This is a genomic window from Sporocytophaga sp., assembly GCF_017745095.1.
Classification (GTDB): Bacteria; Bacteroidota; Bacteroidia; order Cytophagales; family Cytophagaceae; genus Sporocytophaga.
On the sequence record NZ_JAGHZZ010000001.1, the window covers coordinates 472,651 to 485,927 of the forward strand.

Here is a 13,277-nt window from a genome sequence, read left to right on the forward strand (position 1 = left end):
TTTTCCTGACTTTTATACGTAGATAAAATCAGATAGTACCTGGTTCATAATCAAGAAATACGTTTTAATAGTGAAGGATAATTTATTTATTATTTGAAAGGAATAAAAAATAAAGAATTACGTATCAGATATAAAGGAGAATTTTTGCGTATTAAAAGGCGCCTGAATCCCTGTTATCTATAAGAATATTCTCATAAAATCGGACAAGTGCATGTTACTTTGTATCTATTTGTCTGTACTAGTTATATTAAAGCTTTTCAAAATAAAATATCTTGAAATACAGTCTCGAACATATTGCTGAAAACATCAGGAAGGGTAATGATAGGGAAGTATTGCAGTGGATGTACAAGGAAATTTATCCCAAGGTGGAAAAGTATGTTTCCGGTAATAGTGGATGCATAGATGACAGTAAAGATGTTTTTCAGGAATCTATAATCATATTCTATAAATATATTATAGAAAACAAATATGACAGAATAGTGGATTTAAGTGCTTTTATAATGGGGATTAGCCGAAATGTTTGGATCAATAAAGTCAGGAAATTGAATAGAGAAGTAGATGCAGATCTTTTGGAACATTTTGAAGAAAGAAGTAATAATCCTCTTATTGCCCTCATTATGAGTGAAAAGTGGGATGCATATAAAGCATTGTTCGAGAAACTTGGGGAGAAATGTAGAGAATTACTTTCTTATTCTTCTTATGAAAAGCTGAATATGAAAGAGATTGCAGAGAAAATGGGCTTTTTAAATGAAAATGTGGCCAAAACCCAAAACTATAGATGCAAGCAAAAGCTTCTTGAGTACATATCAGCAAATGAAGAAATTAAAGATCTTTTAAAATCATGAATATCGGAGAGGAAACATTAGAACTTATAGATCGCTACCTCTCGGGTGATCTTACTGAATCTGAGAAGAAGAGCTTTAATCAAAGATTGGCTCAGGATGCTGAATTTAAGACATGGGTAGAAAATCAAAAATTTGCCAATGAATTGATTCTTGGGGACAGATTGTATTCTTTGAAGTCAATGATGGATGAGGATTTTTCTTCTGGAAAGGTAAAGGGAAACCAAAACGCATTGAAGAATGGAAGAATATTCCTGTTTGGAGGAATGGCTTTAGTCGCTTCAGCATTAATGTTGTTTTTCATGTTCAGAAAGGAAAATGTTAAAGAGAAGAATATTGCTGTTGACTTGACTACTAAGGAGTCAAATCAGAATTCAAATATTAATTCGTTTAATATTAATCCCACGATTTCCTCTTTAGAAAAAGATAAAAAAGCAGAGCGAAACAGTAAGAAGTTAAATGATATTGCAAAGCTTTCAGAGCCTGCACCTTTGGAGGGGATTGGTAAAGTTGATGCTTTGGCTGGGTCTGATAATAAACCCGAAGTCGATGATATAAACGAGCAGCATAATATACAATCACTGCCTCAAGAAGCTGAGGTTCGTTGTGCTGTAAAAACCATACACGCAAAGATGAAATCAGAACCTGCGTGTATTGACAGGGAAGATGGAAGGTTAATCATAGTTAAGATTCTGGATCATGTAAATCCATTAGCTTATGGGATAACAACTGTTTCCGGAGATACTCTGTGGCAGTCATCAAATATCTTTTCAAATATTTCGTCTGGCACTTATGCTGTTAGTGTTAAAGACGCAAATGGTTGTCGGATGCAAATAAAAGAATTGGTCGAAGTAGGAGCGAAAGAATGCAAAAAAACGCAGCAAACATATAGCTTTAATCCTGCATATGGGGAGACTGTTACCATTAAAGTAGAAAGCGCTGGCACTATGACAATCCGTAACCGTGCAGGTATTGTGGTATTCAGTGGAAATGTTTCTTCTGGCGAGGACTTTAACTGGGATGGACAAAACTCATCCGGAGGAATTTCCGCTCCTGGTTTGTATATTTACTTATTGGAAGATAATAATGGAAATTCAGTAAGAGGGGAAATTTTAATTTATTAATCGTTTGAAGCGGCTTATACAAATATTGTTTTTTTTGATTGTGCTGTGGTCGGGAAATCCGGCAGCAGCTCAACAATATTTTACTATTCCTGATCCTGCTTTCAGAGATTATTTGGATAGAAATTATCCTTTTCTTTTAAATGCCCAAAAGCAATTGATTATAGCAACAGCAAATTCCTATACTGGAACAATCAGCTGCATGGACTTGGGCATAAAAGATCTTTCCGGGTTAGAATATTTTAGAAGTATCCTCCAGATCAACTGTTCCAAAAATCCGGTTGAAAAATTCCCATCTCTGAATGGACTGCAAGGCCTAACTCATCTTTGGGCTGAAGAATGTGCACTTACAGAGTGCCCCGATATTAGTCAGCTTAAAAATCTTCAGGTGTTCGATGTTAAGTCTAACAATTTATCTGTGTTGCCGAATCTTTCAGGATTGACATCTTTAAAGTATTTCGATTGTAGTATTAATAACATCAGTGTCATGCCAGACTTGTCAGGTCTTATAAATCTGGAAAGTTTTTACTGTTATAGAAATAATATAGGAACGATTTCACCTGTGATGAATTCTCCAAACCTTAAGATATTTGATTGTTCTTTTAATAATCTGAAATCAATTCCAGATCTATCAAAGAATATAAATCTTGTTGAGATTAATCTTGGAATGAACTCTATTACAGAACTGCCGTCATTAGAGAATTTGAATAATCTTGAACGTTTGTATCTCTATAATAACAGCTTGACAAAGCTTCCATTGCTGCCTTCTGGAAATAAGTTGACATTAATCAATGCGGCAAGTAATAAACTAACTTCTATTCCTGATATTTCTTCCAGAACAGCACTTACAGTTGCTGCTTTTGATCATAATCAGATTAGCTTCTCTGATATAATTCCGCAAGTAGCTCATCCTTCGTTTGCTTCAGTATTTATATTTAATCCTCAGGATACGATAAATAATTTTAAGAATGTAAATGTTTCTGCAGGAAGTGATGTAGAAATATCTGTTCAAAGAGATGCGCAGATTAGCAGCAATAGTTATTACTGGAAAAAGGAAGGAATCTTTTTTGATACTACTTCATTCAATTCCACACTTTTAAAGTCTGCCCAAAAAAATCAAGAAGGAAATTATATCGCGGAAGTTGTCAATAGCACTCCAGGCCTTGAAGGATTAAGACTTATCTTTAGAACGGTTTCTCTTAAGGTGTCAGAGTGTGGCGCTATATCGACTTCTTATAGTTATAATATTGTTTCAAATTCCTGTGCAGAAGGGGCCACAATTTCTATTGATAATATAAATTCATCTCCTCAGAGCGGGCCGTTTAAATATCAGCTTGTTTCAAAAGGAGTGAAGTCGCTCTGGCACACCACGGCACAAATAGATGAATTAAAACCAGGGTTGTATGATCTAATTATACAGGATAAAAGTAGTTGCCTTACTGAATTGAAAAATTATATCCTGATACCAAATGCTGAAGATTGTGACAATGTAATAACACCCAATGGTGATGGTATGGGAGATTATTATTCAATTCAGGCAACTGGAAAAATTAAGATCTATGATAAAAGTCTTAAGGTCATTCAGGAATTTACTGGTCCTGGTATTTGGGATGGCACTGATTTCAGAGGAGAAATTGTACCAATAGGTCTCTATATTATAGTAATCAATGGTAAGGATAAGATAAACATCCTTGTATTGAATTGATTTTTTTATTGTGTGTGTTTATTTTTTTAGTTGTTATTGAGCTCAGGTAATGAGGCTTGTTCCAATTTCAGAGTTCTTTCTAACCCTCGTTTTTCAGGATAAGGCCTTTCATTTATCAAATCTGTATTAGCTGGATTATTGAAGATTGCAGTTCTCCAAAGAGAATTAAAATTTTTATATGATTCACTCTTTAAATAAATATCAGGTATATCTCAGGTGAGAGGCAACAGAGAATAGTTTATAGCTTTATTAATTTTGAGGTTCTTAATTAAGTTTTATAATAAGAAGATATCTTTTTCTGAAAGCAACTCTGGGCATAATGTTTTTTAAAGAACCTTTAAAACAAAAAAGGCAGTCCTCGAAGAGACTGCCTTTTTTGGTTAATTATTAAGAGTTCAATTAAGAAACGTGTGTCGTTTCTTTAGCAGGCTCTTTCTTATCTTCCCAGCTAGCAAAGTCTACAAGGATCGGAGAACCAATGCAAAGTGAAGAATAAGTACCGATAAGTACACCTATCAACATTGCAAAAGAGAATCCTTTGATAGATTCACCACCGAATATAAACAGGATGATGATTACAAAGATTGTACTCATACCAGTGATAATCGTACGACTCAAAGTATCATTCAAAGCGTTGTTTATAACCTGAGACTGAGTTTTGTCTCCTCTGTGTATCGCAAGGAATTCACGGATACGGTCAAATACAACAACAGAGTCATTGATTGAATAACCGATAACTGTAAGAATCGCTGCTACGAAAGTTTGATCAATCTCAAGAGAGAAAGGGACAACTCCGTCTAGAAGGGAAAATAGCGCAAGTACAACAAGTACCACGTGGAATAAACTTACCATTGTTCCAAATGCAAATTGCCATTTTTTGAAACGGATAAGGATATATAAGAACATCAACACTATCGCTACACCTAATGAAAGAATAGCAGAAGTTTTAATGTCATCCGCAATGGTTGGTCCTATTTTCGAAGCGCTTAGCACTTGAGCCTTATTGTCGGAAATTTTAGAAAGTCCGTCATTAAGTGTTTGTTCAGCTTTGATTGGAGCATCATCAGACTCATCATCAACAAGGAAACGGGTTGTGATTTTTAGTTTGTTGTTAGATCCATAAGTTTTTACTTCTGGAGTAGACCCGAATACGTCATTAAGGTTTTTCTTAACATCCTCAGTGCTTACAGGCTTTTCGAATTGAACAATAAATGTTCTTCCTCCTTTAAAGTCAACACCCAAGTTGAACCCTTTCATGGAAAGAGAAATGATACCAGCTACAATGATAAGTCCTGAAATTGCATAATAAACTTTTCTCTTTCCTATAAAGTCAAAGGTAGTTGTTTTGAACAGGTTGTTCGAGAATTTATTAGAGAAGCTCCAAGTTCCTTTCTTTCTCATATTGAAGATCACTCTTGTGATCAATACAGAAGTAAAGAATGAACAGAAAATACCTATGATAAGAGTTACTGCGAAACCAAGGATTAAGCTTGTTCCGAAATATAGAAGTACGAAACCTTTGATCAAAGTAGTTACGTTCGAGTCGATAATCGCTGAGAAAGCATTGCTGTATCCACTGTTAAGAGCAGTGTCAAGGCTTTTGCCTTCATTAAGATCTTCTTTTACTCTTTCGTTAATAAGTACGTTAGCATCCACGGCAATCGCTATGGAAAGCAAGATACCGGCAATACCTGGAAGTGTAAGAACGGCGCCGAGATTGGCCATTACACCCACGATAAATAACAAGTTGAAAAGAAGAGCGATATCTGCTACAAGACCAGCATTTGAATAGTAAAGAACCATGAACAGGATTACTATGATCATACCTGCCAACATTGATTTTAAACCAGAATCGATAGCTTCTTTTCCAAGGCTTGGTCCAACGATAGTTTCTTCTGCTATTCTAACAGGAGCGGGAAGTTTACCAGCTTTTAGTTTGCTTGCAAGGTCTCTTGCTTCTTCCATTGTGAAGTCACCAGTGATAGAGGATTGTCCGTTAGGAATCTCAACTTGTACTACAGGAGCAGAAATAACATTGTCGTCAAGTACAATTGCTACCCTTCTTTTGTTTTTAGGATCGCTGGAAGCTTCTCTGGTAATATTTTTCCATTTTCTAGCGCCTTCAGCGTTCATACTCATTGAGATCTCATAGCTCTTCGCATTGCTTGAAACGTCAGCTCTTGCGTCAGTGATTACATCTCCAGTTAGAGAAGTTCTACCTTTCTTCACAGGAACAAGTTCAAGAGTAGTTCCCCCTTGCTCATCTTTATATGGTTTTTGCTCCCAGATAAAACGCATGTTAGAAGGAATCATAGCTTGTACTTTTGGATCGCTGAAGATTCTATTGATCTTAGCAGTATCTTTTACTTCATATCTTAAAGAATATCCGGATCTTAATAGGCTATAGATAGCAGAAGCTTTCTGAGTAGTATCTGTTTTTGCCTGAGCAGTTGTGTCTGCTACTCCAGCAGTATCTGCTTTAGCAGTGGCAGTAGTGTCACCTTCTGTAAGAAGATTTTTAGCAGCTTCAGAAGTTGGAGCTTTTTCAGCAGCATGTTTTGCTTTAGCATCTTTTTCTTTTGCAAGAAGGTATTCATTGACCTGGTTAAGGTAAGGAATCACCTCAGGCATATGATAAACTTCTAAAAACTCAAGTTGAGCAGCACCTTGTAAAAGGTTTCTTACTCTTTGAGGGTTTTCAACACCCGGTAACTCAACCTGGATTCTGCCAGTTCCCTGTATTCTCTGGATGTTTGGCTGAATTACACCGAATTTGTCAATCCTGTTTCTCAAGATTTCAAAAGAACGGTCAATTGCATCATCAACTTCTGTGTTAATTACCTTTTTTACTTCAGAATCAGAGCTTTTTGAAGTGATTCTTCCGCTATTTGCAGTGTTTGCAAATATGTGGCTAAGGTTTTGGTCAGGTGCTACTTCTTTGTATGCCTCGAAGAAAAGAGCTGTATAGTCGTCTTTACCGCCTTTGTATCTTTCTCCAGCAATTTTTAGTGCTTCCTGGAATTTAGGATCTTTAGCGTTGGTGCCTGCAAGCCCTTTAAGTATTTCAACAGGTGAAACTTCAAGCGTTACGTGCATACCACCCTGAAGGTCAAGACCAAGAGCAAGCTCGTTTTCTTTAACTTCTTTGTAAGTATATTTCATGCCAAATAGATTGTACACCGGCTTGTCATAAATTGAATCCAGGAATTCCTGTTTCTTGTCAAGATTAATGGTACCATCTTTTTCAGTGGCAAATTCTACTGCCTCGTTCTGTTTTTTCTGTGCTATGAAAGTAAATGATAAAAAGTACAGGCACAGAAGAGAAATTATGATTGTCAAAGTGACAATGACATTCTTGTTCTTCATTTTTTGTATAGTTGTTATATGGTTTTAATTAAGAAATTATAGAATCGAAGATTCTTATGAGGGTAAATCCTATTATATATATATAATGGATTAGTCTAAAGCCACTAAGGGGCTTGGGGTGTAATGATTAGCTGTAAAAGAATCCTGAAATATTTATTTACATAATCAGGCAAGTCAACCTTTTCTTCAAAGTGATTCTGAAGAATTATTATAGGTGATAAAAATTCAAAGAGTATATCCTGGTGTAAATTTATCTGTACAAAAGGTATAACGGCCTCAAAAGAAGTGATAATGGTTTTTCCGGTATCATCATCTGAGGCAGCAACATCTTTTACCTTGGATTCATTGTGTATCCCGTCTGTTGACTTAACCGTAATATTGTAAGCCAAAAGAGGGAAGGCTAAAGCGATTCCGAGTAAAAACTTTAATATGTTGATTTTAAACTTCATACAGTTCAGGCCTGCAAAAGTATGTAGAAATTGTTAATCTGCCAAAAACAGTATTTCATATTTTAAGTTTATTTGTCCTGGTAAGTATAACTTTATTGGTATATTTGAGTCTTAATATGGCCCTAGTCATTAACTTTTAAATTATTGGTTTTATGTTTAATCCTTGGCACGATGTAAGCTACGGGGATAAAAGTCCTGAAGTAGTACAAAGTATTATTGAAATTCCGAAACACTCAAAAGCAAAATACGAGCTTGATAAAGAAAGCGGTCTGATAAAGTTGGACAGAGTGTTATTTTCAGCAGTTCACTATCCTGCAAATTACGGTTTCATACCACAAACTTATTGCGATGATCATGATCCTTTAGATATCTTGGTTATCAGCTCAGTAGCCGTTGATCCGCTTACTTTGATAGAGGCGAAAGTTATCGGTGTAATGCAGATGATTGATAACGATGAAAAAGACGACAAAATCATTGCTGTTGCCAAAAATGATATGTCTGTAAATTATATCAATGATATTGAAGAGCTTCCTCCACATACTCTTGTAGAGATGAAGCGTTTCTTCGAAGATTATAAAAACCTTGAGCAGAAAAAGGTAATTGTAAAGAGATTCCTTCACAAACAGGAAGCTTTCAAAATTATCAATGAAGCAATCGAGCTTTATAATGTAACTTTTGCCGATCTGATTGAAGAGAAGAAGCAAAAAGAAATCGCAGGAAAAGTGAAATAAGCTTAAAGGCAGAAAGCTCAAAGCATAAAGTAATTTAAAGCCTGGATATCAATCCGGGCTTTATTTTTTAAAGCTTGCTTTCTTCTTTCAACTTTTAGCTTTAAGCTTTCCGCCTTCCGCTTTCAGCTTTATAAAACTCAAAACAACCTCCAATCCCTTCTCAAAGCTGTTATTATTTGGAATCACCAGGTCCGCATCGTGCCTGAACGGTTCAATATATTTTTCATAAGTAGGAGATACATGATATTCATACCTATATAATACTTCCTCTATAGAATGTCCTCTTTCTGTCTGGTCTCTTGATATCCTCCTTTTGAGTTTTACAGATTCTTTTGCGTCAACGAAAATTTTGAGATCCAGCTGATTAGCTATTTCTGGGTGATAAAAAACAAAAACACCTTCAATAATGATAACTGGAGCTGGTTTAAAAGTCAGAGTCTTTGGAGTAAGAGCTGGATTATTAAAAGTATACTCCTCTTTATACACTACCTTATTTTCTTTCAGGTCTTTTAAATCTTTTGCTAGTAGCTCATTGTCAATGGAAAAAGGTGTGTCAAAATTAACAATACCTTTTGCATCCAATGGCTGAAATTCAATTTTCTTATAATATTCATCCTGGGAAATAAGGCAAACTTCCTGTTCTCCAAAATGCTTCATGAGCGTTCTGATGAATAAAGTTTTGCCGGAAGCACTACCTCCAGTTATACCTATTATATAAGGTGTATTCATATTTTGATATTTAGAAGCTTCTTCAGGATTCAAACTTGCTCCTTCAAAAAGTCGATAAGTTTGGCTACCGCTCTGCCCCTGTGACTTATGGGATTCTTTTCTTCCATGGACATCTCAGCAAAAGTTTTTGAAAATCCAATTGGTTGAAAAATGGGATCATAACCAAAACCCTTTGCTCCTCTTTTCTCATTTAATATAATGCCATCAACAAAGCCAGTAAAAGCGTATGACTTACCATTGATAATAAGTGTAATCACCGTTTTGAATGTAGCAGACCTGTCAGTTTTTCCTTCCAGGTTTTTTAGAAGGAGGTTCATATTGTCCTCTGGGGAGCAGCCCGGACCTGCATATCTGGCAGAAATTACGCCTGGAGCTCCATTTAAAGCATTTACTTCTAATCCTGTATCATCTGCAAAACAGTTGATTTTATACTTTTCATATACATAAGCAGCCTTTTGTAGAGAATTTCCTTCAATAGTTGGCTGCGTTTCTTCAAGTTCTTCATTGCATCCAATATCTTGAAGGCTTAGAATTGTATATTGATTTGATAATAAATGCTTTATTTCAGCAAGTTTTCCCTTGTTGTTGGTTGCAAAACAGAGTTCCATTTTTTCTTTATTCCTTTTTCCTTATAATATTCTTGAAATTAGAAAATAAATGAAGAAGCTGAAAGAGGAAGGCGAAAAGCTTAAAGTAAATAAATGGTATGAAAGTAAAAGTTGAAAGTTTAAAGTAAGAATCTTGCCAAGTAATAGTTATAAGGTTTTGAAAGGGATGTCTTTAGGATAAAAGATTTTTTTAACTTTTCACTTTCCACTTTAAACTTTTTTACTTTCTGCTTTAAGCTTTTCGCCTTCCTCTTTCAAAAAAATTTGGCTCATTAACAAAAAAAGTATACTTTTGTGGTTCGGTTTTAAGATGGACGTGTTCCATCAGTTCAACTAATAACTTATTTTATGCCAGTAAAAATCAGATTAGCGCGTCGCGGACGCAAAAAGCTTGCTCTATATGACATAGTAGTAGCTGATTCAAAAGCACCACGTGATGGTCGCTTCATTGAAAAATTGGGTACTTACAACCCAAATACACATCCTGCAATTGTTAAATTTGATGAAGAGAGAGCTCTTTATTGGGTTTTAACCGGTGCTCAACCAACTGATACTGCAAGAACTTTGCTTTCAGACAAAGGAATTATGCTTAAAAAGCACTTGCAAGTTGGTGTTAACAAAGGTGCAATTACTCAGGATCAGGCAGATAAAAAATTCAATGAATGGTTGAAAGGCAAAGATGCAAAAGTTAGCGGTGCTGCAACTGAACTTGAGAAGAAAAAAGCTGCTGAGAAAAAGGCTAAGCTTGATGCAGAATCTAAAGTAAATGAGGCTAGAAAAGCTGCAATCAAAGCGAAAGCTGTAGTTGCGGAAGCTCCTGCAGCTCCTGCAGAAGGTGAAGCTCCTGCTGCTGAGTCTGCTGAATAATCATTAAGCAATGGATCTGGAGTCCTGTTATATTTTAGGGAAAATTACCAGACTGCACGGGGTTAAAGGCGAAGTCGCAATAAAATTCGACGTCGATGATCCTTATGAATACGAAGAATTGGAATCAGTTTTTTTGGAGAAAAACCAAAAACTGATTCCTTTTTTTATTGATTCCATCCGAATTGTCAAAGACAATATGGCAATTGTCCAGTTTGAAGATGTTGATCTTAAAACTGCAGAAAGTTTAATCAATACTTCTTTGTATTTGCCCCTTGAAAATCTTCCCGAGCTGGAAGATGGTCAGTTTTACTATCACGATATTATCGGATATCAGGTGGAAGATAAAAATCTGGGAAAACTTGGCTTGATCACCAACGTATTTGAGCTTCCCGGCCATGATCTCCTCGAAATGAATTATCAGAATCAAGAGGTATTGATTCCTTTACATGACGATATCATTCTTAATGCGGACCAGGAAAAAAAGATCGTCTATGTTGACCTGCCTGCCGGATTAATGGATGTTTATCTTTCCGAGGAAGGAGAGCCTGATGATGAGGATTGATATAATTACTTGCCTGCCTAAACTTCTTGATAGTTTTTTTGCTCAGTCTATTTTAAAAAGGGCTCAGGATAAGCAACTTGTAGAGGTTCATGTACATGATCTGAGAGATTATTCTCCATTCAAGCACAGGCAGGTAGATGATTATGCATTCGGAGGTGGTGCGGGTATGGTTTTAATGCCCGAACCGATTGATTTGTGTATTCAAAAGCTTAAGGCAGAAAGAAAGTACGATGCTGTAGTTTATATGACTCCTGACGGAGAAAAGTTTGATCAGAAAAAAGCTAACTCTTTTAGTCTGCTTAATAATATCATTCTCCTGTGTGGTCATTATAAAGGTGTCGATGAAAGAATCAGACAAAACCTGATAACCCACGAATGGACGATAGGTGACTACGTTCTTTCTGGAGGTGAATTGGCTGCAGCAGTAGTTTCAGATGCCATAATCAGGTTAATTCCTGGGGTTCTTTCTGACGAAACTTCTGCTCTGACAGATTCTTTTCAGGACGATTTGCTTGCTCCGCCTGTTTTTACCCGTCCAGCAGAATATAAGGGATGGAAAGTCCCTGATGTGTTACTTAGTGGTCATGAAGCAGAAATCGAAAAATGGAGGACTGCACAAGCACTCGAAAGGACAAAAGTCAGAAGGCCAGATCTTTATAATAAACATTTCTCAGAAGAAGGTTAGTGCTGAACTTTTTTTGAGACGAATGTGAATAAATATTTTTAATATTTGTAATTGCAATATTTTGCTATTATATTTGCAATCCGTTTTTGAAAAACCGTTAGACTCTATTTATTATGAGCGATTTAATAAAATTTGTGGAAGCTGAATCAAAAGAGAGAAGAACTGCTCTTCCTGCTTTCAACGCTGGTGATACTATCACTGTCCACGTTAAAATAACAGAAGGAAATAAGGAAAGAATTCAGCTATTCCAAGGAACAGTAATTCAAAGGAAAAATGTTAACACTAACGGTGAAACATTTACTGTAAGAAAAATGTCTAGTGGAGTTGCTGTAGAAAGAATTTTCCCAGTACTTTCTCCTTCAGTTGAAAAAGTAGAATTGGTAAGAAAAGGTTCTGTAAGAAGAGCAAGATTGTTCTACCTGAGAGATAAAGAAGGTAAAGCAGCGAGAATCAAAGAAGATAAAAAATTTGAAGATAAAGCAAAAGCTGCTCCTGCAGCACCAAAAGCAGCTAAAGCTCCAAAAGCTAAAGCTAAAGCTTAGTCTTCTCTTGCAAAAAATTAAAAGCCGGTCTCTAAGAGCCGGCTTTTTTGCTTTAAACTGAAATTTGGTATAACCATTGAAAAATCGTATGAATAGTTTAAATCCATCATTGGTTACAAACTTCTGATGATTTGTTAACATTAACGCTTTTTAAATGCTTAATCCCTGTTAAACTTTAAAGTATTCTACCATGTTAATACCTATATTTGTGCAAGTAGATTTGTTTATTAATTTTTTATGAATTTAAAATTCTTTAAATATCAGGGAACAGGTAACGATTTTATCATGATCGATAATCGTAAAAAATTCTTTGATACTGCCAATACTGATCTTGTTAAGTTTTTGTGCGACAGGAGATTCGGGATCGGTGCAGATGGTTTTATTCTCCTTGAAGAGCACCCTAATTATGATTTTCAGATGGTTTATTTTAATTCAGACGGAAATCAAAGTTCTATGTGTGGAAATGGAGGTAGATGCATTGTTCAGTTTGCAAGTGATATGGGGGTAATCGGTAATGAAACTTCATTCCTTGCAATTGACGGCGAGCATGATGCTTATATCAAAGATGGCTTGGTTCATCTTAAAATGATTGATGTGGAGGCAGTTGAAACAGGGGATGGGTTTTATTTCTTAAATACGGGAAGCCCTCATTATGTACAATATGTACAAAAAATCAAAGAGTTTGCTGTTTACGACGAAGGATATAAAGTGAGGAATAATGAACGTTTCAGAAAAGAAGGAACGAATGTAAACTTTATTGAGAAAGATGGTGACAGGCTGTGGGTTAGAACTTATGAGCGTGGAGTGGAAGATGAAACTTATTCCTGTGGAACGGGAGTTACTGCTTCAGCATTGGTGGCATCTTTGCAGGGTATGAAAAGTCCGATCCCTGTTACTACGCTTGGTGGAGACCTGAGTATTTCTTTTCAAAAAGCTGAAAAAGGGTATAAAGATATTTATCTAATTGGTCCCGCAAAACAGGTTTTTGAAGGGATAATAAAAATCTAATACAGAGTAACTATCAGTTATTGTATTAAAATCTTAAATTTAGCATTCTAAATATTTATCTC

Annotated in this window: 13 protein-coding genes; 9 read left to right on the plus strand and 4 right to left on the minus strand. The window is 35.8% G+C overall.

Features of this window, described 5'->3' with window-relative positions; all coding sequences use genetic code 11:
* Window positions 1-272 precede the first annotated feature (272 nt).
* The 3 genes from J7604_RS01985 to J7604_RS01995 are packed head-to-tail and all read left to right on the plus strand — an operon-like array spanning window position 273 to window position 3,668.
* Window positions 273-845, plus strand: coding sequence for an RNA polymerase sigma factor (locus tag J7604_RS01985; protein WP_293890284.1), 573 nt, complete (start codon window positions 273-275; stop codon window positions 843-845).
* Complete coding sequence (locus tag J7604_RS01990) at window positions 842-1,966, plus strand: hypothetical protein (protein WP_293890286.1); 1,125 nt, start codon at window positions 842-844, stop codon at window positions 1,964-1,966. The genes J7604_RS01985 and J7604_RS01990 overlap by 4 nt, the downstream gene beginning before the upstream one ends.
* A 40-nt stretch (window positions 1,967-2,006) precedes the next feature.
* A complete protein-coding gene (locus J7604_RS01995; RefSeq protein WP_367113548.1) occupies window positions 2,007-3,668 on the plus strand; it encodes a leucine-rich repeat domain-containing protein in 1,662 nt (553 codons plus the stop codon).
* Between the two features lie 399 nt (window positions 3,669-4,067).
* Here the strand turns inward: J7604_RS01995 and secDF are convergent, their stop codons facing one another.
* Together secDF and J7604_RS02005 are read right to left on the minus strand one after the other, a co-directional pair.
* Window positions 4,068-7,034: a protein translocase subunit SecDF gene (secDF, locus tag J7604_RS02000; protein WP_293890291.1), complete on the minus strand. Its 2,967-nt coding sequence runs from the start codon at window positions 7,032-7,034 to the stop codon at window positions 4,068-4,070.
* A 104-nt stretch (window positions 7,035-7,138) separates the two neighbouring features.
* The gene (locus tag J7604_RS02005) at window positions 7,139-7,483 is read right to left on the minus strand and encodes a hypothetical protein (protein WP_293890293.1); all 345 of its coding nucleotides are present in this window, start codon (window positions 7,481-7,483) and stop codon (window positions 7,139-7,141) included.
* A 152-nt stretch (window positions 7,484-7,635) separates the two neighbouring features.
* Between J7604_RS02005 and J7604_RS02010 the strand changes: the two genes are divergently transcribed.
* Complete coding sequence (locus tag J7604_RS02010; RefSeq protein WP_051312847.1) at window positions 7,636-8,214, plus strand: inorganic diphosphatase; 579 nt, start codon at window positions 7,636-7,638, stop codon at window positions 8,212-8,214.
* An 87-nt stretch (window positions 8,215-8,301) separates the two neighbouring features.
* Here the strand turns inward: J7604_RS02010 and udk are convergent, their stop codons facing one another.
* Window positions 8,302-8,943 (minus strand): uridine kinase, encoded by a 642-nt coding sequence (gene udk / locus J7604_RS02015; protein WP_293890299.1) that lies wholly within the window; start codon window positions 8,941-8,943, stop codon window positions 8,302-8,304.
* Window positions 8,944-8,972: 29 nt separating this feature from the next.
* Window positions 8,973-9,551, minus strand: a complete 579-nt coding sequence (locus J7604_RS02020) for a non-canonical purine NTP diphosphatase (RefSeq protein WP_293890302.1) — start codon at window positions 9,549-9,551, stop codon at window positions 8,973-8,975.
* A gap of 348 nt (window positions 9,552-9,899) precedes the next feature.
* Between J7604_RS02020 and J7604_RS02025 the strand changes: the two genes are divergently transcribed.
* The 5 genes from J7604_RS02025 (at window position 9,900) to dapF (ending at window position 13,215) form a co-directional block, all read left to right on the plus strand.
* Complete coding sequence (locus J7604_RS02025) at window positions 9,900-10,418, plus strand: 30S ribosomal protein S16 (protein WP_293890305.1); 519 nt, start codon at window positions 9,900-9,902, stop codon at window positions 10,416-10,418.
* 10 nt (window positions 10,419-10,428) lie between these two features.
* Window positions 10,429-10,980, plus strand: a complete 552-nt coding sequence (rimM, locus tag J7604_RS02030; RefSeq protein WP_293890308.1) for a ribosome maturation factor RimM — start codon at window positions 10,429-10,431, stop codon at window positions 10,978-10,980.
* A complete protein-coding gene (trmD, locus tag J7604_RS02035; protein ID WP_293890629.1) occupies window positions 10,970-11,665 on the plus strand; it encodes a tRNA (guanosine(37)-N1)-methyltransferase TrmD in 696 nt (231 codons plus the stop codon). The genes rimM and trmD overlap by 11 nt, the downstream gene beginning before the upstream one ends.
* A 113-nt stretch (window positions 11,666-11,778) precedes the next feature.
* The gene (gene rplS, locus J7604_RS02040) at window positions 11,779-12,207 is read left to right on the plus strand and encodes a 50S ribosomal protein L19 (RefSeq protein WP_293890311.1); all 429 of its coding nucleotides are present in this window, start codon (window positions 11,779-11,781) and stop codon (window positions 12,205-12,207) included.
* A gap of 237 nt (window positions 12,208-12,444) precedes the next feature.
* On the plus strand, window positions 12,445-13,215 hold the full coding sequence (dapF, locus tag J7604_RS02045; protein WP_293890314.1) for a diaminopimelate epimerase: 771 nt from the start codon (window positions 12,445-12,447) through the stop codon (window positions 13,213-13,215).
* Window positions 13,216-13,277 lie beyond the last annotated feature (62 nt).

Bases quoted from the DNA above. Each gene is read 5' to 3' on its own strand.
- J7604_RS02005 (WP_293890293.1), bottom strand. From the start codon at position 7,483: ATGAAGTTTAAAATCAACATATTAAAGTTTTTACTCGGAATCGCTTTA.
- secDF (WP_293890291.1), bottom strand. From the start codon at position 7,034: ATGAAGAACAAGAATGTCATTGTCACTTTGACAATCATAATTTCTCTT.
- trmD (WP_293890629.1), top strand. From the start codon at position 10,970: ATGAGGATTGATATAATTACTTGCCTGCCTAAACTTCTTGATAGTTTT.
- J7604_RS02020 (WP_293890302.1), bottom strand. From the start codon at position 9,551: ATGGAACTCTGTTTTGCAACCAACAACAAGGGAAAACTTGCTGAAATA.
- dapF (WP_293890314.1), top strand. From the start codon at position 12,445: ATGAATTTAAAATTCTTTAAATATCAGGGAACAGGTAACGATTTTATC.
- rimM (WP_293890308.1), top strand. From the start codon at position 10,429: ATGGATCTGGAGTCCTGTTATATTTTAGGGAAAATTACCAGACTGCAC.
- J7604_RS02025 (WP_293890305.1), top strand. From the start codon at position 9,900: ATGCCAGTAAAAATCAGATTAGCGCGTCGCGGACGCAAAAAGCTTGCT.
- J7604_RS01990 (WP_293890286.1), top strand. From the start codon at position 842: ATGAATATCGGAGAGGAAACATTAGAACTTATAGATCGCTACCTCTCG.
- rplS (WP_293890311.1), top strand. From the start codon at position 11,779: ATGAGCGATTTAATAAAATTTGTGGAAGCTGAATCAAAAGAGAGAAGA.
- udk (WP_293890299.1), bottom strand. From the start codon at position 8,943: ATGAATACACCTTATATAATAGGTATAACTGGAGGTAGTGCTTCCGGC.
- J7604_RS02010 (WP_051312847.1), top strand. From the start codon at position 7,636: ATGTTTAATCCTTGGCACGATGTAAGCTACGGGGATAAAAGTCCTGAA.